This is a genomic window from uncultured Georgenia sp. (genome assembly GCF_937958535.1).
Lineage (GTDB): Bacteria > Actinomycetota > Actinomycetes > Actinomycetales > Actinomycetaceae > Oceanitalea.
The window spans coordinates 1-18,398 of record NZ_CALGNQ010000046.1 but is presented as its reverse complement, the minus strand read 5'-3'; the positions used below and the strand labels follow the sequence as shown (position 1 = coordinate 18,398).

The following is an 18,398-nucleotide window of genomic DNA, read 5'->3' as shown; positions in this document are numbered from 1 at the left end:
TGGACCATCCTTGGACCACGGCCACGCGAACGCGGCGTACCGGCCGACTCATCCCCCCACCGGCCGGCGCAGGAACTCCGCCAGCAGGCGCTGGAACTCGCGCGGGTGCTCGACCGGTGGCGCGTGCCCGCAACGCCCGAGGACGTACAGGCGGACGTCGGCGAGGTGGTCGAGCAGCGGCAGCGCCGCCTCGCGCAGCGGAGTGACGCCGTCCTGGGCGCCGTGGACCAGCAGCACCGGTGCGCGCACAGCCGCCAACGTCTGCGCGGGCAGGGTGAGGTCCTGCACCCACCGTGCCCGGGGCGGCTGGAAGAGGTCGGCGAACGCGGCCGCGCCGGCCTGCATCGCCGCGGTCCGGGCGGCGACGGCCGACTCGGTGACGAGCGACCGGTCCAGCACGAGGCGGCTGAGCATGTCCCGCGCGCCCTCCTCGGTGGCGGGGGCCGCCCACACGGCGTCGAGCGCCGGCGACAGCGGCGCTCCGGGGGCGCCCATCGTCGAGACGGGCACGACGTGGGTGACCTGTCCGGGGCGCGCAGCCGCCAGCGCCAGGGCGACCGCCCCGCCCATGGAGTGGCCGACGACGGCGTAGGAGCTGTGCCCGAGGGCGTCCATCAGGGCAGCGGCCCGCTCCGTCCACGTCCGCAGCCCGCCGCGCGAGCCCGGCGGGAGGGGGGTGCCGCCGAAGCCGGCCTGGTCGGGCGCCACCAGATGCCACGACCCCGCGAGCGCCTCGATGGTGGTCGCCCAGGCTCCGGACCCGGTGGTTCCGGGTCCGGAGCCGTGGAGCAGCAGCACCGCGGGGCCGGTGCCGCCCTCGACCACCCGGACCGGCGAGCCGTCGACGACGACGGTGCGTGCTGCCCTCACCGGGGGATCGGGCACGTCAGGCGTTGACGAGCGACGTGGAGAAGACCTCCATCATCACCCGACCGAACTGCGGCATGTCCGGCCAGCCGCGGCAGGAGACGAGGTTGCCGTCCACGACGTCCGGGGCGTCGATGACCGTGGCGCCCGCGTTCTCCATGTCGCCGGTGATCGGTGGGAAGCATGCCGTCTTGCGACCCTTGAGCAGCCCGTACACCGCCGGTACCTGCGCGCCGTGGCAGATCAGGGCGATCGGCAGGTTCCGGGCGAAGAAGTGCTCGGTGATGCGGCGTACGTGGTCGTCCGTGCGGATCCACTCCGGGGCGCGGCCCCCGGGGATGATGAGCGCGTCGTAGAGCTCGACGTCGACGTCCTCCCAGGGCACGTCGACCGGGAGCTTGCGGCCGAGCTTCTCGACGTACGCGTCGCAGTCGGGGTCGAACTCGTGGATGACGAGCTGCACGTCGCGCATCGTCTTCGACGAGACGTCGACGTCCCACCCGCCCTCCTGCACGCGGTAGTAGGGGTACATGGTGTCAAGCTCCTCGGCAGCATCGCCGGTCAGGAGCAACGCTCTGGGCACCTCGATCTCCTCGCACTCGTCGTTGGGGCGGTTCGCGACCCGCAGGACCGGGCCGAGACCTGATCCGATCCGATCCGATTCAGGTCGGTCAGGTAAGGATTGCGCCCCTCGGTCCTTGCCGTCAAGCCCCGGAGCGTTCGGCCTGCGGAGCCTTGTCGAACAGCGGGCGGAACCGCTCACCCGAGAGCAGGATGTGCCGGCGCATGGCGTAGGCGGCCATGTCGGGGTCGCGCGCCGCGATACCGGCGAGGATCTCGGCGTGCTCGCCCATCGCCAGGTTGGTGACCTGGGTGTCGTAGACCAGCCGGAACAGGTGGACGTGCGTGTGCAGCCGGGCGAGCGCCTCGCGGATGAGCTCGTTGCCCGCGCTCTTCGCGACGAGGTCGTGGAAGGCGGCGTCGCGCAGGCCGAACGCGCCGTAGGTCGTGGGCCCGGGGCCTTCCTCCAGCGCGGCCATCTCGTCGAGCAGCCGTCGCAGCTCGTCGACCTGCGACAACGTGGCGCGTTCGGCTGCGCGACGGGCGGCTGCCGGCTCCAGGAGCAGGCGGATCTCGACCATGTCCTCGAACCGCTCGCGGGTGATCTGGGGCGGGATCCGGTACCCCGCGTTCGGCACGCGGACCACCAGCCCGTCGGCCTCCATCCGGTTCAGCGCGTCGCGGATCGGCGTCTGGGAGACCCCGAGCTCCCGCGCCAGGGCGTCGATGGTGACGCGGGAGTCGGGCACGATGTGCGACGACATGAGCTGACGGAGCAGCGTGTCGTACACCTCGTCGGCGAGCCGTCGGTGGGGTCTCCCGTTCGGATGCGTGCGGCGGGTCCCACGGTCGATCATCGCGTCGTCCACAGACTGGTCCTTCTTCCTTCTCGTGCTTGGTGATGGTTGACAGGGGCTGCCCGTCTACTCCATGATCACCCGAAATCGGATCGTATCGGAAAGAGCCGCCTCACCTCCTCCGCATTGTCGCGTACCTGTCCGCCGGCCCCGCCCAACCGCCTACCCCAGGAGAACCCATGAACATGCTCGGCGTCCTGCGTGGACCTCGGCAGGTCGTGTTCGGCACCGGTCAGCGACACGCCCTGGGCACGCTGACCGCGTCCCTCGGCTCCCGCGCCCTGGTCTGTACCGACGCCCGCTTCGGAGCGACGGCCGAGTTCACCGAGCTCGTCACGCTGCTCGAGGGAGAGGGTGTGGAGGTGACGGTCTACGCCGAGGCGCTGCCGGACGTCCCGGCGCACCAGGTCACCCGGTGCGCCGCGCTCGCCGCGGACGCTGCGCCGGACGTCGTCATCGGCATGGGCGGCGGCAGCTGCCTCGACCTCGCCAAGGCGGTGGCGGTGCTCCTCACGCACGGCGGTGAGCCGTCGGACTACTACGGCGAGTCGCGCGTCCCCGGGCCGGTCCTGCCGGTCGTGGCGCTGCCGACCACCGCCGGGACCGGGTCGGAGGTCACGCCCGTGGCCGTCCTCACCGATCCCGAGCGGGTGAGCAAGGTGGGCATCTCCAGCCCCTACCTCATCCCGCACACGGCCGTCTGCGACCCGGAGCTCACCACCGGGTGCCCACCGGCCCTCACGGCCAGCGCGGGCGCCGACGCCCTGTCGCACGGCATCGAGGCCTTCACCGCCATCCGCCGCCCGACCGCCACCGACCTGGCGACGGAGCGGGTCTTCGTCGGCAAGAACGAGCTCACGGACACCTACGCCCTCATGGCCGTCCGGCGCATCGCGGGCAGCCTGCGACGTGCCTGGTCGGACCCGGAGGACATGGATGCCCGCGAGTCGATGATGCTCGGGGCCACCGCCGGCGGGTTCGCCCTCGGCACGGCCGGCACGGCGGCGGCGCACGCCATCCAGTACCCGGTCGGCGCCCTGACGAGCACCCCCCACGGGCTCGGGGTGGGGGTCCTGCTGCCCTACGTCATGGAGTTCAACCGGCCGGTGCGCATCCCGGAGCTGGCCACCATCGCCCGGGCGATGGGGGCCTCGGCGGAGGCGTCCGAGGAGGAGCTGGCCGACGAGGCCATAGACCGCGTCGCGGAGCTGTTCGCCGCGGTGGGGATCCCACGCACCCTCGCGGATCTCGGGCTGCCCGCGGACCGGCTGCGCTGGACGGCCGAACGGGCCCTCGAGGCCGGGCGGCTCATCGCGAACAACCCGCGTCCGCTCGACGTCGACGCCGTGGAGCAGATCGTCCACGCGGCGTACACCGGCGACCGGGCCGCCCTGCACCAGACCCTGCCCGGGCCGACGGACCTCACCCCGAGAGCAGGTGCCCGATGACCGTCACGATGCACGAGTCCATGCGAGCGGTCCTCGCCGGCCTCGACGTACCCACCGACCTCCTCGTGGCCGGGGAGTGGCGCGGCAGCCGGCACGGGGGACGGATCGACGTCCGCGACCCCTCGACGGGGGAGGTGCTGACCTCGGTCGCCGACGCCGGCGTCGGCGACGCCGAGGCGGCGGTGGACGCGGCAGCCGCCGCGGCGGCCGGATGGGCGGCCACCGCGCCCCGCGAGCGGGCCGAGCTGCTGCTGCGCGTCTTCGACCTCATGCACGAGCGCAGCGAGGAGCTCGCCCTGCTCATCAGCCTCGAGAACGGCAAGTCGCCGGCCGACGCCCGGTCCGAGGTGACCTACGCCGCCGAGTTCTTCCGCTGGTACGCCGAGGAGGGGGTGCGCCTGCACGGGCAGCTGGGCCGCTCCCCGAGCGGGGCCAACCGGCTGCTCGTCACCCACCGGCCGGTCGGCGTCAGCGTGCTCATCACCCCGTGGAACTTCCCGGCCGCGATGGCGACCCGCAAGATCGCCCCGGCCCTGGCGGCCGGGTGCACCGCGATCCTCAAGCCGGCCACCGCGACCCCGCTCACCGCCTTCGCGGTGGCATCCCTCCTCCTCGAGGCCGGACTGCCCCCCGGCGTGCTCAACGTGATCACGACCACCGAGCCCGGCCCCGTCGTGGGGACGATGCTCAGCGACCCCCGGACCCGCATGCTCTCGTTCACCGGGTCGACCGAGGTCGGGCGCCGCCTGCTGCGCAGCGCCGCGGACCAGGTGCTCAAGTGCGGCATGGAGCTCGGTGGCAACGCCCCCTTCGTCGTCCTCGCCGACGCCGACGTCGACGCGGCGGTCGAGGGCGCGATGGTGGCCAAGATGCGCAACGGCGGGCAGGCGTGCACCGCCGCCAACAGGTTCTTCGTCCAGGAGCCGGTGCACGACGCCTTCGTCGAGGGCCTCGTCGCCCGGATGGCTGCGCTGCGGGTCGGCCCGGGCTCCGACGAGCGCACCCAGTGCGGCCCGCTCATCGACGAGGGAGCCGTGCGCAAGGTCGACGAGCTCGTCCAGGACGCCCTCGAGCGCGGCGCCCGCGCCGCCCTGGGGGGCGCGCGTCCCAGCTCGGGGCCGGGCTCCTTCTATCCCCCGACGGTGCTCGTCGACGTGCCGCCGGACGCCCGCCTGCTCCACGAGGAGATCTTCGGACCGGTGGCCCCCGTGGTCCGCTTCGAACGAGAGGAGGACGTGACGGCGATGGTCAACGACACCGAGTACGGCCTGGTCAGTTACCTCTACACCGGTGACCTCGCGCGCGGGCTGCGGCTCGCGGAGAGCATCGACAGCGGCATGGTCGGCCTGAACCGAGGTCTCGTCTCGGACCCGGCCGCACCCTTCGGCGGCACCAAGCAGAGCGGGCTGGGCCGCGAGGGGAGCACGGAGGGACTGCTCGAGTTCATGGAGACCCAGTACATCGCGACGTCCTGGTGACGTCGGCCGGCAAGTCAGCACGAGGTTCAGCCCACCCCCCACCTAGGAAGCAGGAGAACAGATGAGGAACACGACGCGAGACCGACGGAGCTCTCGCCACGGCCGCAGGGTGAGGACGGCGGCCACGGCCACGCTCGTCGCCATGACCCTGGCGGCCTGCAGCGGCGGCGCCGAAGGTGACGACGACAACGGGGAGGCACAGGGTCCTGCGGCCCCCGCGACCATCCCCGAGCTCACCGACGAGCCCCTGGAGCTCAGCTTCATCTGGTTCGAGTGGCCGCCCGCCCAGCTCCTCGAGGACTTCGCCAACGAGGAGTACACCAAGGAGCGGCCGAACGTGACCATCAAGGTCAACACCGTGCCGAACGCGAACTGGCACGACGCGATGTTCACCCAGTTCGCCGCCCGGCAGACGGACTTCGACATCGCCGTCCTCGACTCCCAGCACATCGGCGAGGCCGTGACGAACGGCAACATCCTCGACATCACCGACTTCATCAACGAGAACATCGAGACCGACGCCTACGACCCGTACCTCCTCGCCGCCTACGGCCAGTACCCCCAGGCCGAGACGGGCCAGCGGGACGAGAACGCCCGCCTGTACGGCCTGCCGCTGCTCGGCGACACGTGGACGATGATCTACCGCAAGGACCTCATCGGTGAGGAGCCCCCCGAGACCTGGGACGACATGATCGAGGCCGCCCGCCAGTGCCAGGAGGAGAACCCCGGCGTCTACGGGCTGGCCTTCCACCAGGCCAACGGCTCCGACGCCGCGGCGGTCACCTACAACACCGTCAACGCCCTGTACGGCGGCAACCTCTGGATCCAGGAGGAGCGCAAGATCGAGGGCGTCATCAACGACGAGGCCGGGCGCAAGGCGATGGACGTCCTCGTCAACGAGATGAAGCCGCTCACCGCCCCGGGTTCCGGCAACTGGTTCCTCGACGAGGTCAACGCCGCCGTCTCCCAGGGCACCGCGTGCATCGCGTTCAACTGGATCGCAGCGAGCGGTGGCCTGCTGGACCCGACGCAGTCGTCGCTCGGCGACACCCGCGAGGAGATCCTCGACAAGCTCGGCTTCGCCACCCTGCCGACGCAGGAGACGGACCTCGTGCCGCTCGGCGGCATGGGGATGCACATCTCCGCCTACGCCCCGGAGGACCGGGTGGCGGAAGCGCTGAACTTCATGCGCTGGTTCGAGCAGGAGGAGATCCAGAAGAAGTGGGCCGCGGCCGGCGGCGTGCCGTCCCGCACCGACGCCCTGAACTCCCCCGAGTTCCTCGAGGCCGGACCGTTCAACCAGGTCTACACCGACTCCGTCTCACGTCAGCGGGACATGTGGAACGTCCCGGAGTACGCGCGCCTCATCGACATCGAGAACACCAATGTCAACGCGGCCCTCAACGGGGCCAAGGACCCGCAGACGGCGCTCGACGACATCGCCAGGGAGCAGCAGGCCGTCCTCGACGGCAGCGGCGGGCTGTGAGATGAGCATGACGAAGTCGATCGACACCCCGGTGCAGGTGGCAGCCCCCCGGCCGCCTGCACCGGGGCGGTCCCCCCGCCTGCGTGACCGCGGACTCGCCCTGGCCTTCATCTCCCCGGCGATGCTCCTGCTGCTCGGCATGTCGGTCTTCCCGCTGCTGTGGGCCCTGTACCTGTCGTTCACCGACTACTCGGCGACGAGCAGCGTGCCCGGCAGCTTCGTCGGGCTGCAGAACTACGCCGACGTCCTGACCTCGGCGGAGGTGCGGACACGAGCACTCACCACGACGGTGTTCGTGGCCGGGGCGGTGCTCCTGCAGACCGTCCTGGGCTTCGCCATCGCCTACCTCATCTCCCGGCGCACGCGCGGGCGCGGCCTGCTGACCACGCTGTTCCTCGTCCCGATGATGCTGTCGCCGGTCGTCGTGGGGCTGTTCTGGCGGTTCATGCTCGACGCGCAGTTCGGCGTGGTCAACAGCCTGCTGGTCTCGCTCGGTCTCGAGCCGGTGGAGTGGCTCACCCGGCAGCGGACGGCGCTGTTCTCCCTCATCCTCGTCGACACCTGGCAGTGGACACCGTTCATCATGCTCATCGCGCTCGCCGGGCTGACCGCGGTACCGAAGTACCTCTACGAGGCGGCGTCCATCGACCGGGCCTCGGAGTGGTTCAGGTTCCGCCACATCACCCTGCCGATGGTGTGGCCGCTGTTGCTCATCGCGGTGCTCTTCCGGGCCATCGAGGCCTTCCGCCAGTTCGACCTCGTCTACGTCCTGACGAACGGCGGACCGGGCGTGTCCACCGAGACCCTGTCGTTCCACGTCTACAAGGTCGCGTTCCTCGGCTTCCGCACCGGGACCGCCTCCGCGTACGGGATCCTCATGGTCATCGTCGTCATCGTCCTGACGCAGTTCTACCTGCGCTACCTCAACAAGCTGAAGGAGGGCTGATGGCGCTCACCGTCGACGACGCCGTCCCCGGCCCCACCACCCCGGACGCCTCCCGCGCCCGCCGCGTGCCCGGCGGCAAGGTCCGGTCCGCGGTCGAGCTGGGGGTGCTGGCCGTGCTCCTGGGCGGCTCGCTCTTCACCGTCATGTGGATCCTCCAGACCTCCATCAAGACCGGCGAGGACATCTACGCCGTCCCGGCGAAGTTCTTCGGGTTCGACGTCACCCTGCAGCACTACAAGGACGTCTTCGTCGCCCCCGGCGGGGGACGCTCCGAGCTGTCCGGCTCGTTCCTCAACTCGGTGGTGGTCGCCGGGTCCTCCACCGCGCTGGCCACCCTGCTCGGGGTGCCCGCGGCGTGGGCCTACTCCCGCTTCAACGTCAAGGGCAAGCGGGACCAGCTGTTCTTCATCCTCTCCACCCGCTTCATGCCACCCGTGGTGGTCGTCATCCCGATCTTCCTCATGTACCGCCAGCTCGGGCTCATCGATACCAGGCTCGGCCTCATCCTCGTCTACACCGCGTTCAACCTGCCGTTCACGATCTGGATGATGAAGGGCTTCGTCGACGAGGTGCCCTCGGAGTACGAGGACGCCGCGATGCTCGACGGCTACACCCGGCTGCAGGCGTTCTGGAAGTTCACCCTGCCCCTGCTCGTCCCCGGCATCGCCGCGACGGCCGTGTTCGCGCTCATCTTCTCGTGGAACGAGTTCGTCTATGCCATCTTCCTCACCTCCAGCGCGGAGGTCCGGACCGCACCACCCGCCATCGCCGGCCTCATCGGCGGCACCACGGTGAACTGGGGACTGGTCGCCGCCTCCGCGGTGGTGTTCGCCCTGCCGGTGCTCGTCTTCGCCTACCTCGTGCGCAAGCACCTGGTCGCCGGCGTGACACTCGGGGCGGTGCGACGCTGATGGCCGGTATCGAGGTCACCGCCCTGCACAAGCGGTACCCGGACGGGACGGTCGCCGTCGAGCACGTCGACCTGTCCATCGCCGACGGCGAGCTCTTCGTCATGCTCGGGCCGTCCGGCTGCGGCAAGACGACGACGCTGCGGGCCATGGCGGGGCTGGAGCGCCAGACGTCCGGCGACATCCGCATCGGGGACACCCTGGTCAACGACCTGCCGCCCGCCGAGCGGGACATCGCCATGGTGTTCCAGTTCTACGCCCTCTACCCCCACCTGAAGGTCCGGGACAACCTGGCCTTCCCGCTGCGTGCCGAGGGGCGGCCCAAGGCGGAGATCCGCGAACGGGTCGAGGAGGCCGCCCGGATGATGCGGCTCGGCCCGCTCCTGGACCGCAAACCCAACCGGCTGTCCGGCGGGGAGCAGCAGCGGGTCGCGCTCGCCCGGGCGTTGGTCCGGCGGCCGCAGGCCTTCCTCATGGACGAGCCGCTCACCAACCTCGACGCCGAGCTCCGGGCGGACACCCGCACGGAGATCAAGCACATGCAGGCCGAGCTCGGCACGACGATGGTGTACGTCACCCACGACCAGGTGGAGGCGATGTCCCTCGGGCACCGCATCGCCATCCTCAACAAGGGCCGGGTGGAACAGGTCGGCACGCCCCTGGAGGTCTACGAACGCCCGGCCAGCCTGTTCTGCGCGGGCTTCATCGGCTCCCCGCCGATGAACCTGGTCGAGGTCGAGGTGGCCGAGGGACGGCTGCGCGCCCCCGGCGGGCTCGCCCTCGCCCCGCCACCGGGGCTCCGGCGCGACCGCCCGCTGGTCGCGGGGGTGCGCCCCGAGGCGCTGGAGGTCACGCCGGCGGGGGAGGGCGGGACGGTCCCCGGGCGCGTGGTGTCCGCAGAGATCCTGGGGGACGAGATCATCTACGTCGTGGCCAGCGGGGAGGGAGACGTCCGCGTGCGGATGCCTCCGACCATCCGGTTCGAGCCCGATGCGCCGGTGGGTCTACGGCACATCGGCAGCACCCCGCCGGTCTACGACCCGAGCACGGGAGAGCTGGTGGCCTGATGGGAACGGTGGCTGCCTACGGGCTGCGCAAGTCCTTCGGTGAGGTGCAGGCGCTCGACGGGGTGACCCTGGAGGTGCCCGACGGCTCCTTCTTCGTGGTGCTGGGGCCGTCCGGTGCGGGCAAGACGACGACACTGCGGGCGATCGCCGGGCTGGAGCAGCTGGACGCCGGCTCGGTGCACCTCGACGGCCGTGACGCAACGGGGGACAGCCCGGCCGCGCGCGACCTCGCGATGGTGTTCCAGAACTACGCCCTCTACCCGCGCAAGACGGTCTTCGAGAACATCGCCTCGCCGCTGCGCGCCCGCAACGCCTCGGCCGAGGAGATCACCGCCGCCGTCACGAAGGTCGCGGGCCTGCTGCACATCGAGCGGTTGCTCGAGCGCCGTCCCGCCCAGCTGTCGGGCGGTGAGATGCAGCGCGTGGCGCTGGCGCGGGCGCTGGTCCGCACGCCGCGGGCGTTCCTCATGGACGAGCCGCTGACGAACCTCGACCTCAAGCTCCGGGTCGAGATGCGCACCGAGCTCACCCGGATCCACCGCAGCCTCGGCGCGACCTTCATCTACGTGACGAACGACCAGGTCGAGGCGCTGTCCATGGCGGACCAGGTGGCGGTGCTCCGGGAGGGCACGGTGCAGCAGGTCGGGACCCCGACAGAGGTGTACGACCGCCCGGCCAACCAGTGGGTCGCCGGCTTCGTCGGGAGTCCGCGGATCAGCCTACTCGCCTGCCACGCCGAGGGGGACCGGCTCGTCGGGGCGGAGGGCTGGACGCTCCCGCGGCCACGGTGGGCCACGGCCGAGGACCGCCGTCCGCTGCTGCTCGGGGTGCGCGCCGAGGACCTGTCCGTGGAGGCACGCGGCGACACGGTGCTCACCGGGGAGCTCTACGGGCTCGAACCGCTCGGTGACCGCACCGTGGTCGACGTCAAGATGGGCAGGGAGATGCTCAAGGTCAAGGCACGCCCGACCGTCACCGGCACACCGGGGCAGCGCATCGCCGTCACCGTCGACCTGGACCGGGTGCACCTGTTCGACGCGGACACCGGGCTGACGCTGTCTGCCGTGCGCTAGGAGGAGGTCTGGCCCGACCCCCGTGGGGGAGGGGTGCGCAGGGAGGCCGGACGGCCGGCCGGGAAGGACGGCCGCCCGGCCAGGGGCTTGCGGCTCCGCCCGGCCCGGTCCGGGCTCAGTGGTCCTTCACCGCGGTGATGCTGTAGGTGGTGGGCACCCACTGGCGCATCGGCTCGGGGAACGCCCAGCTCTCACCGACCGGCTCCATGAGCGGGTGGGCCTGCCACGGCACCGTCTGCTGCTCCCCGACGCTCGTCACCCGCAGTCCGGCACCGAGCAGCGCCCCGAGGATCTCGGCGAGCGAGTGCGGCCACTCGTACGTGCGCGGGTGGGCGAGCCGCCGGTCCTCGCCGGTGTAGCTCGTGGGGTCCTGCCACATCTCCGCCTCACCGGTGGGGAAGTAGCGGTAGCGGACGGCCAGGACGTCGGAGCGCATGTCGTCGAGCGTGTAGAGCATCGGGTGGCCGTCGCGGATGTAGAAGGTGCCACCCGGTCGCAGCAGCCGCGCGATGCTGCCGGCCCAGGCCGTGAGGTCGGGCAGCCAGGTGACCACCCCGATGCTCGTGTACACGAGGTCGACGTCGCCGGCGACGGCGTCGGCGGCATGCTGCGCGTCCGCCTCGACGAACGTCGCCTCCAGCCTGCACCGGCGGGCGAGGTCGCGGGCGATCTCCAGGCTGCGTGGGGACAGGTCCACCCCGGTGACGCGGGCACCGAGCCTGGCCAGCGACAGGGTGTCCGTGCCGATGTGGCACTGGAGGTGGACCACGTCCAGCCCGGCGACGGTGCCGCCGGGCAGATGCGGCCCCAGGAGGGTGAGGTCCTCACGGACGACGCTGCTCAGCGCCTCGGGGTCGGCGACGAAGCCCGCGAGGTCGTACATCGCCGACTCCGCGTGGATGTCGGCGCGGTCGTCCCAGTTGGCGCGGTTGGCGCGCAGCGCCTCGTGGGGGTCGACGACGACGTCGGTGCCGGGCTCGATCCGGTCCGGTGGTGTGGGGCTCACCCGCCGGAGACTACGGCCCGGCCCCGCCCGGGGGCGAGGTCATTGCCCCGGCCCAGCCCTCGGGGACGCCTACCCCTCGGACCCGTTCCAGCCGAGCGTGTCGAAGAGCAGGTTGAGACCCTCGCCCATCGTCGGGTGGGTGATGACGGCGTCGCGGACCTCCGGCCAGGTCAGCCCGCCGAGCATCGCCAGCTGGACGGCGGTGACCACCTCCCCGGAGCCGAGACCGAGCAGCGCGACCCCGAGGATGCGGTCGGTAGCGCGGTCGACCACCGCCTTCCACGTGCCGACGGTGTCGTGCACGGTCTTCGCCCGCGGGATGGCGGCCACCGGGAGCCGCGCCACGGCGACGTCGAGGCCCCGCTCGCGGGCCTGTGTCTCGGTGAGCCCGACGCGGGCGAGCTCGGGGGTGACGAACACGGTGTAGGGCACGAGCCGGCCGGTGGTCGTGGCCTCTCCGCCGGTGAGGTTGGCCCGCAGGATGCGGAAGTCGTGCCAGGAGGCGTGCGTGAACTGCGGGCTGCCGGCCACGTCGCCCGCCGCCCACACGTGCTCGGCGCTCGTGCGCAGGTGGTCGTCGACGACGACGAAGCCCCGGTCGTCGAGCCGCACCCCGGCGGCGTCGGCGGCCAGGTCGTCGGTGACCGGGACCCGGCCGGTGGCCACGAGGAGGTCGTCGCCGCGGACCTCGGTGCCGTCGGCGAGCGTGAGGACGACCTCCGGCCCGTCCCGCCGCACCGCCTCCGCACGCGACCCGAGCCGGACGTCGACCCCCTGGTCGGTGAGCACCCGGGCGACGTCCGCCGCGACGTCCGGGTCCTCGCGCGCGAGCAGCTGCGGGCCGCCCTGGAGCAGCGTCACCCGGGTGCCGAACGCCGTGAACATGGCGGCGAACTCGCAGCCGACGTAGCCGCCGCCGAGCACGAGCAGGGACCCCGGCACACGGGCGAGGCGGAGGATCGACTCGGAGGTCAGCACTCCCGCCTCCGTGATACCGGGCAGGTCCGGCAGGGCCGGTGCGGTGCCGGTGTTGACGACGACGTCCCGGGCGCGCACCGTCCGGCGACCGCCGTCCCGGGCGGTGACCTCCACCGTCCGGGGCGCGACGAACCGGGCGGTGCCGAGGACGAAGTCCATCCCGGCGTCGGCGAACATCCGGGTGTGGGCGTCGACCATGCCGGCCACCACGCCCTCCTTGTGCGCCCGCAGCCGGTCCAGGTCCACCTCCGGCCGGCGCACCACCGCCACGCCCAGGTCGCCCGCCTGCCGGGCGGAGAGCAGCGCCCGCGCCGACTCCACGAGCGACTTCGTCGGGATGCAGGCGACGTTGATGCACGTGCCCCCGATCTTGTCCCGCTCCACCATGACGACGTCCCAGCCCGCCCTGGCGCGGTCCATCGCCAGCGACTTGCCGGCCTTGCCCCCACCGATGACGAGCAGGTCGACCTCCTCGACCTCCACGGTGCTCTCCTTCCGCCACGCCGGCCCCACCGTCGTCAGCGTGCGCCACGCGGCCGACGGACGCATCCGCGGCGGCGGAGACGGAAAGCCCTCCCGTCCGCTCACCGTCCTGTGCCACGATGTCTCGCACAACCCTCCCGACGTCAGGAGCCGAGGTGACGAGCGGCAGCGCCGGCATCCGCACCGCAGACCGTCCCAGCACGAACGCCGTCCTGGAGGTGGCCGGACTCGTCAGACGCTTCGGCGACCTCACCGCCGTCGACGGCGTGTCCTTCCACATCGCCCCGGGTGAGACCTACGGGCTCCTCGGCCCCAACGGCGCGGGCAAGACGACGACGATCTCCATGGTGGCCGGGCTGCTCGCCCCGGACGCGGGGGAGGTGCGTGTGGCCGGGCAGCGGATGGGGCCGCGGGAGGTCGCGCCGAAGCGGCGGCTCGGGCTCGTCCCGCAGGACCTGGCCATCTACCCCGAGCTCAGCGCCCGGGAGAACCTGCTGTTCTTCGGCCGGCTGCACGGGCTGCGGGGCGCCGAGCTGCGGCAGCGCACCGCCGAGGTCCTCGAGCTCATCGGGCTGGCCGACCGCGCCAAGGACCCGACCAAGGAGTTCTCCGGCGGGATGAAGCGCCGTCTCAACATCGGCATCGGGCTGCTCCACCGGCCCGAGCTGCTCATCCTCGACGAGCCCACCGTCGGCGTCGACCCGCAGTCGCGCAACGCCATCCTCGAGTCGGTCGAGGCGCTGTCCGTCGAGGGCATGGCGGTGCTCTACACCACCCACTACATGGAGGAGGCCGAGCGGCTCTGCGACCGCATCGGCATCATCGACGCCGGCCGGATCCAGGCCGAGGGCAGCCGCGAGGAGCTCATCCGGATCGTCGGCGAGCTCGACGAGATCCGCCTGCGTGGCACCGGTGACCTCCCGGCCGCTGCGTCGATGCTCCAGACCCTGCCCGTCGTCGAGCGTGCCGTCGTCGAGGGCAGCGAGCTCCTGCTCCACGTCCGGGAGGCCCCCACCGCCGTGGCCGCCGTGGTCACGACGGCGGGGCGGGCCGGCATGGAGCTCGCCGACGTCGAGATCTCCCGACCCGACCTGGAGTCGGTCTTCCTCCACCTCACCGGCAAGGCGCTGCGGGACTGACATGCGCCAGCTCCTCACCATGGCGGCCGCCGACGTGCGCCAGCGGGTGCGCGACCGGTCGGTCCTCGTCTTCGGCATCGTCGTGCCCATCGCGCTCATGTTCGTCCTCGACCTCGTCTTCGGGGACATGGAGCAGGTCGACCTCGGTGAGGTCACCGTGGCCGCCGCCGTCGCCGGCGACGACGAGCTGGGCCAGGCCCTCGTCGGGGTGCTCACCGAGGTGGAGGGGCTCGACGTCACCGTCGAGCGCGTGGCCGCCGAGGAGGTCCGGCCCCGCGCGGAGGCGGGCGAGGCACAGCTCGGCATCGTCGTCCCACCGGGCTTCGGGGCCGCTGTCACCTCCGGCCAGGGCGCGACCGTCGACATCGTCGAGGGCGACGGCGCGGGCCTGGAGACCGACATCCTCATCTCGGTGGTCCGCGGGGTCACCGACCGCATGACCGCCGGGACGGTCGCCGCGACGGCGGGCGCCGAGCTCGGCCTCGACCCGGCAGCGCTCGGGCGCCTCGCCCAGGAGGTCGCCCAGGCGCCGCCGGTCGTCACCACCGTCGAGGGCCGCACCGCCTCCGAGCAGCTCGACCCCGGTGCCACCATGGTCGCCGGCCAGGCCGGCCTGTTCCTCCTGTTCACCGTCGGCTTCGGGGTGCTCGCGATCATCAACGAACGGGAGCAGGGCACCCTCGCCCGGCTGCAGTCGATGCCGATGCGGCCGGGGCTCATCGTCGCCGCCAAGGCGGTGTCGAGCTACGTCCTGGGTGTGCTCGCCACCGTCGTCCTCCTCGTCGCCGGCTCGGTGTTCTTCGACGTCGACTTCGGTTCCCCGCTCACCGTCGCCGCACTCGTCCTCGTCGTCGTCGCGGCCGCCACGTCGCTGAGCTTCATCGTCGTCCGGGTCGCCCGGACCTCCGAGCAGGCCGGCGTGGCGCAGGCGATCCTCGCCATCGTCCTCGGTGTCGCCGGCGGCGCCTTCTTCCCGGTCGCGGCGACCGGCGTGGCCGGCACCCTGCTCGACATCAACCCCACCGCCGCCTTCAGCCGCGGCCTGGGGATCAGCTCCGGCGGCGGGGGGCCGGCCGACGTCGCGGCACCGCTCGGCATGATGCTCGCCTTCACCGTCGTGTGCACCGTCGTGTCCCGGCTCGTCCCCGACCGGGGGGTGGCGGCATGACGGCGGTGGCGGCGATCGCCGGGACCGAGCTGCGTCGCTTCCTGCGCGACCGGTCGAACATCTTCTTCGTCCTCATCTTCCCGCTCCTGCTCGTCGTCGTCATCGGCCTGCAGTTCGGCGGCGGGGGCAGCTCGGGCCGGGTGGTGCTCAGCGGTACCGACGGTGAGCTGCGCACCGCGCTGTCCGCCGAGCTCGACGAGCTCGGCGCCGCCGTGAGCGCCGCCGACGCCGAGGCGATGCGCCAGCAGGTCGCCCGCGGCCGGGCGGACGTCGGGCTCGTCGTGAGCGAGGCGGCCGAGCAGGCCTACGCGGCCGGCGAGCCCGCGGAGGTGGAGATGATCACCGCCTCCGGGGCCGCCTCCCAGGCCGCGAGCCAGGTGGTGCGGACGGCACTGCAGACCCTGTCGCTCGACCAGGCCCAGCTCACCGCCCTCACCGGGCTCGGCGTGCCGGAGGGTGAGGCCGCCGCCGCGCTGGCGGCCGCGGACGCCTCCGTCGCACCGGTCGAGCTCGACGTCGTCGACGTCGACGAGGTGGCCCAGGAGCTCTCCGGGCTGGGCCGGTTCGACCTCAGCGCCGCGACGATGCTCCTGCTGTTCACCTTCCTGTCCACCCTGGGCAGCGCGGTCACCCTCATCCAGTCCCGGCGTCTGGGCGTCCAGGGACGGGTGCTCGCCGCCCCCGTGTCCGGTGCCCAGGCGATCCTCGGCCAGGTGCTCGGCCGGTGGGTCATCGCCTGCTTCCAGGGTGCCTACATCATGGTCGCCAGCGTCCTGCTCTTCGACGTCGACTTCGGCAGCGTCGGACCGGCGCTGCTCGTCCTCGCCGTCTTCGCGCTCGTCGCCACCGGCGCGGCGATGCTGCTCGGGTCGGTCATGGACCACGAGGGGGCCGCCAACGGCGTCGCGGTCGGGGTCGGTCTCGTGCTCGGCGCACTCGGCGGCTGCATGTTCCCCCTCGAGCTCTTCCCCGACACCCTGCGCACCGTCGCCAACGTCATCCCGCACTCCTGGGGGTACCGCGCCTTCGCCGAGATCCAGCGGCACGCCGGCGGCGTGGTCGACATCGCCCCACACCTCGGGGTGCTCGCCGGCATGGCGCTCGTCCTCGTCCTCGCCGGCGCCTGGGCGCTGCGCCGCAGCGTCGCCCGGGCGATATAGGAGGGCGGCACGGGGCCGTGCCCGAGGACGCCGCGGCCGGTGGCTCGCCCTTCGGGCTCGGCCGGGTGTGGGCGGAGGGGCGACCCGTGACCGCACCGGGCGACCCACCGGAGGACGGAGGCGTAGCATCCCACCATGGCCGAGGACACCGTGCGCGTGGACAGCTGGCTGTGGGCGGTGCGCCTGTTCAAGACCCGCACCCAGGCCCAGGCCGCCTGCCGTGGCGGGCACGTCAAGGTCGACGGCGAGCGCGCCAAGCCGGCGACCCTCGTCGGCCCCGGCTCCCGGATCGTCGTCACGGGCGGCCCGCGGGAACGGATCGTCGTCGTGCGCCAGGCGCTGCGCAAGCGGGTCGGGGCGGCCGTCGCCGCCCAGGCGATGATCGACGAGACCCCACCGCCACCCCCGACGGTCGAGCAGCCGACCGTGCCGCAGCGGCCGCGCGGCAGCGGCCGGCCCACGAAGCGGGAACGGCGCCAGCTCACCCGCCTGCGCGGGTACTGACGCTTCACCCGCCCGGAGGTCCGCGGGTCACCCAGCGGCGCGGGGACCGGCCCCCGACACCATGGGGAGTTCTCCCCAGGGTGGACGTTCGTCCCGCGTCACCGAGGTGGGGTAGAAAGGACGACGACCGCCGCCGACCGCACGGAAGGGTGACCATGGGACAGCTCGTGGTGGACACCGAACTGCTCGTCGAGGCGGGTGGGCAGCTGGGAGCGATCGTCGACACCTTCATGTACGCCGACCACGACGCAGAGGCGCTGGCCGAGCACGTGGGCCACCCCGGCCTCGCCCGGAAGGTCACCGACTTCGCACTCACCTGGCAGAGCCGCCGCCAGGAGATGCTCGAGACGATCGGCAGCCTCGCCGACGTCGCCGCCGGTGTGGGGCTCGCCTTCGAGGAGCTGGACCAGCTGCTCGCCGACAAGCTGACGCTCGACCCGGAGGTCCAGGCCACCATCTCGGGTGGGGCGGTGCCCCAGTGAGCCGCCCGAGCGACTGGTCCGCGCTGGACTGGTCCGTCGACCCCGTCCCGGGCTCGCCGGACGAGATCCAGGACGGCGCCGTGCACATGGCCCAGGTCGCCACCGTCATCGCCGACGCCGCCCGCAACCTGCGTGAGATCGCCTCCTCCGACGGGCAGCAGAGCCAGGCCGTCGACGCCTTCCGTGAGCGGGCCCGGCTGGTCGCGGACGAGATCGCCCTCGTCGAGGAGCGTTACGCGCAGACCGCCGAGGCGCTCGCCGGGTACGTCGAGCCGCTGCGCGAGGCGCAGGCGATGTCGCTGTCCGCACTCGAGGCCGCGGTCGCTGCCCGGGAGCGGGTGTGGGCGGCCGAGGCGGACGTCGCCAGTGCCTCGCTCGACCTCCAGTACGCGGTCGAGGACAGTGACCGGACCACCGCGCAGGCGCGCCTCGAGGACGCCCTCGGGCGCCTGTCCTCGGCCCAGGGCGACCTCTCCGACGCCCGCAGTGCGCTCACCGCCGCCATCAGCCACCGCGACGGTGCCGCCGAGTCGACGATGGCGCTGATCGACGCCGCGCTGGAGGTCAACGACCTCAACGACTCCGCGTGGCGACAGTTCCTCAACCGCCACGCCGACCTCCTCGACGGCATCGCCAAGGTGCTGGCGATCGCCGGTGCCGTCGTGGCCGTCGTCGCACTGTTCATCCCCGGTGTCAACGTCCTCGTCGGGCTGGGCATCGGGCTGGGTGCGGCCGCGATCAACTTCGCGCTCGCCGAGAACGGCAACAAGGACTGGACGGACTTCGC

18 protein-coding genes are annotated in these 18,398 nt (G+C 72.4%); 13 read left to right on the top strand and 5 right to left on the bottom strand.

The genetic code is table 11. The annotated features are described in order from the left end of the window. Nucleotides 1–48: 48 nt before the first annotated feature. The 3 genes from Q0195_RS02920 to Q0195_RS02910 form a co-directional block, all read right to left on the bottom strand. Nucleotides 49–870 (bottom strand): alpha/beta hydrolase, encoded by an 822-nt coding sequence (locus Q0195_RS02920; protein ID WP_299274288.1) that lies wholly within the window; start codon nucleotides 868–870, stop codon nucleotides 49–51. 16 nt (nucleotides 871–886) lie between these two features. After that, nucleotides 887–1,450 (bottom strand): DJ-1/PfpI family protein, encoded by a 564-nt coding sequence (locus Q0195_RS02915; protein WP_299274286.1) that lies wholly within the window; start codon nucleotides 1,448–1,450, stop codon nucleotides 887–889. A gap of 121 nt (nucleotides 1,451–1,571) precedes the next feature. Next, complete coding sequence (locus Q0195_RS02910; RefSeq protein ID WP_299274283.1) at nucleotides 1,572–2,297, bottom strand: GntR family transcriptional regulator; 726 nt, start codon at nucleotides 2,295–2,297, stop codon at nucleotides 1,572–1,574. Nucleotides 2,298–2,464: 167 nt separating this feature from the next. On the opposite strand from Q0195_RS02910, the gene Q0195_RS02905 reads away from it, so the two are divergent. The 7 genes from Q0195_RS02905 to Q0195_RS02875 all read left to right on the top strand — a co-directional run bounded on the left by Q0195_RS02905 (nucleotide 2,465) and on the right by Q0195_RS02875 (nucleotide 10,691). Next, nucleotides 2,465–3,733: an iron-containing alcohol dehydrogenase gene (locus Q0195_RS02905; RefSeq protein WP_299274280.1), complete on the top strand. Its 1,269-nt coding sequence runs from the start codon at nucleotides 2,465–2,467 to the stop codon at nucleotides 3,731–3,733. Then, the gene (locus tag Q0195_RS02900; RefSeq protein WP_299274277.1) at nucleotides 3,730–5,211 is read left to right on the top strand and encodes an NAD-dependent succinate-semialdehyde dehydrogenase; all 1,482 of its coding nucleotides are present in this window, start codon (nucleotides 3,730–3,732) and stop codon (nucleotides 5,209–5,211) included. The genes Q0195_RS02905 and Q0195_RS02900 overlap by 4 nt, the downstream gene beginning before the upstream one ends. Nucleotides 5,212–5,353: 142 nt before the next feature. Beyond that, complete coding sequence (locus Q0195_RS02895; protein ID WP_299274274.1) at nucleotides 5,354–6,697, top strand: extracellular solute-binding protein; 1,344 nt, start codon at nucleotides 5,354–5,356, stop codon at nucleotides 6,695–6,697. A 7-nt stretch (nucleotides 6,698–6,704) separates the two neighbouring features. Then, complete coding sequence (locus Q0195_RS02890; RefSeq protein WP_299274271.1) at nucleotides 6,705–7,643, top strand: sugar ABC transporter permease; 939 nt, start codon at nucleotides 6,705–6,707, stop codon at nucleotides 7,641–7,643. Then, the gene (locus Q0195_RS02885) at nucleotides 7,643–8,554 is read left to right on the top strand and encodes a carbohydrate ABC transporter permease (RefSeq protein WP_299274269.1); all 912 of its coding nucleotides are present in this window, start codon (nucleotides 7,643–7,645) and stop codon (nucleotides 8,552–8,554) included. The genes Q0195_RS02890 and Q0195_RS02885 overlap by 1 nt, the downstream gene beginning before the upstream one ends. Next, nucleotides 8,554–9,618, top strand: coding sequence for an ABC transporter ATP-binding protein (locus tag Q0195_RS02880; RefSeq protein WP_299274267.1), 1,065 nt, complete (start codon nucleotides 8,554–8,556; stop codon nucleotides 9,616–9,618). The genes Q0195_RS02885 and Q0195_RS02880 overlap by 1 nt, the downstream gene beginning before the upstream one ends. Then, entirely contained in the window at nucleotides 9,618–10,691 is a 1,074-nt protein-coding gene (locus tag Q0195_RS02875; RefSeq protein ID WP_299274264.1) for an ABC transporter ATP-binding protein, read from the top strand. Before Q0195_RS02880 ends, Q0195_RS02875 begins: the two co-directional genes overlap by 1 nt. A 115-nt stretch (nucleotides 10,692–10,806) precedes the next feature. Here the strand turns inward: Q0195_RS02875 and Q0195_RS02870 are convergent, their stop codons facing one another. Continuing rightward, nucleotides 10,807–11,697, bottom strand: coding sequence for a methyltransferase domain-containing protein (locus Q0195_RS02870; protein ID WP_299274263.1), 891 nt, complete (start codon nucleotides 11,695–11,697; stop codon nucleotides 10,807–10,809). A 69-nt stretch (nucleotides 11,698–11,766) separates the two neighbouring features. Next, a complete protein-coding gene (locus Q0195_RS02865) occupies nucleotides 11,767–13,158 on the bottom strand; it encodes an FAD-dependent oxidoreductase (RefSeq protein WP_299274260.1) in 1,392 nt (463 codons plus the stop codon). A gap of 119 nt (nucleotides 13,159–13,277) precedes the next feature. Between Q0195_RS02865 and Q0195_RS02860 the strand changes: the two genes are divergently transcribed. The 6 genes from Q0195_RS02860 to Q0195_RS02835 all read left to right on the top strand — a co-directional run. Next, nucleotides 13,278–14,297 carry an ABC transporter ATP-binding protein gene (locus tag Q0195_RS02860; RefSeq protein WP_299274257.1) on the top strand — a complete coding sequence of 340 codons (1,020 nt, stop codon included), beginning with the start codon at nucleotides 13,278–13,280 and terminating at the stop codon, nucleotides 14,295–14,297. A gap of 1 nt (nucleotide 14,298) precedes the next feature. After that, the gene (locus Q0195_RS02855; protein WP_299274254.1) at nucleotides 14,299–15,465 is read left to right on the top strand and encodes an ABC transporter permease; all 1,167 of its coding nucleotides are present in this window, start codon (nucleotides 14,299–14,301) and stop codon (nucleotides 15,463–15,465) included. Beyond that, complete coding sequence (locus tag Q0195_RS02850; protein WP_299274252.1) at nucleotides 15,462–16,625, top strand: ABC transporter permease; 1,164 nt, start codon at nucleotides 15,462–15,464, stop codon at nucleotides 16,623–16,625. The genes Q0195_RS02855 and Q0195_RS02850 overlap by 4 nt, the downstream gene beginning before the upstream one ends. 135 nt (nucleotides 16,626–16,760) lie before the next feature. After that, nucleotides 16,761–17,129 (top strand): S4 domain-containing protein, encoded by a 369-nt coding sequence (locus Q0195_RS02845; protein ID WP_299274249.1) that lies wholly within the window; start codon nucleotides 16,761–16,763, stop codon nucleotides 17,127–17,129. A 155-nt stretch (nucleotides 17,130–17,284) separates the two neighbouring features. Further along, the gene (locus tag Q0195_RS02840; RefSeq protein WP_299274247.1) at nucleotides 17,285–17,611 is read left to right on the top strand and encodes a hypothetical protein; all 327 of its coding nucleotides are present in this window, start codon (nucleotides 17,285–17,287) and stop codon (nucleotides 17,609–17,611) included. Beyond that, nucleotides 17,608–18,398, top strand: a 791-nt coding sequence (locus Q0195_RS02835) for a putative T7SS-secreted protein (RefSeq protein WP_299274244.1), incomplete at its 3' end; no start/stop codon positions are given. The genes Q0195_RS02840 and Q0195_RS02835, both read left to right, overlap by 4 nt.

Excerpts from the sequence above, each read along its gene's own strand:
- Q0195_RS02905 (WP_299274280.1), top strand. The coding sequence starts at position 2,465 with ATGAACATGCTCGGCGTCCTGCGTGGACCTCGGCAGGTCGTGTTCGGC.
- Q0195_RS02900 (WP_299274277.1), top strand. The coding sequence starts at position 3,730 with ATGACCGTCACGATGCACGAGTCCATGCGAGCGGTCCTCGCCGGCCTC.
- Q0195_RS02895 (WP_299274274.1), top strand. The coding sequence starts at position 5,354 with ATGACCCTGGCGGCCTGCAGCGGCGGCGCCGAAGGTGACGACGACAAC.
- Q0195_RS02890 (WP_299274271.1), top strand. The coding sequence starts at position 6,705 with ATGACGAAGTCGATCGACACCCCGGTGCAGGTGGCAGCCCCCCGGCCG.
- Q0195_RS02885 (WP_299274269.1), top strand. The coding sequence starts at position 7,643 with ATGGCGCTCACCGTCGACGACGCCGTCCCCGGCCCCACCACCCCGGAC.
- Q0195_RS02880 (WP_299274267.1), top strand. The coding sequence starts at position 8,554 with ATGGCCGGTATCGAGGTCACCGCCCTGCACAAGCGGTACCCGGACGGG.
- Q0195_RS02875 (WP_299274264.1), top strand. The coding sequence starts at position 9,618 with ATGGGAACGGTGGCTGCCTACGGGCTGCGCAAGTCCTTCGGTGAGGTG.
- Q0195_RS02860 (WP_299274257.1), top strand. The coding sequence starts at position 13,278 with ATGTCTCGCACAACCCTCCCGACGTCAGGAGCCGAGGTGACGAGCGGC.
- Q0195_RS02855 (WP_299274254.1), top strand. The coding sequence starts at position 14,299 with ATGCGCCAGCTCCTCACCATGGCGGCCGCCGACGTGCGCCAGCGGGTG.
- Q0195_RS02850 (WP_299274252.1), top strand. The coding sequence starts at position 15,462 with ATGACGGCGGTGGCGGCGATCGCCGGGACCGAGCTGCGTCGCTTCCTG.
- Q0195_RS02845 (WP_299274249.1), top strand. The coding sequence starts at position 16,761 with ATGGCCGAGGACACCGTGCGCGTGGACAGCTGGCTGTGGGCGGTGCGC.
- Q0195_RS02840 (WP_299274247.1), top strand. The coding sequence starts at position 17,285 with ATGGGACAGCTCGTGGTGGACACCGAACTGCTCGTCGAGGCGGGTGGG.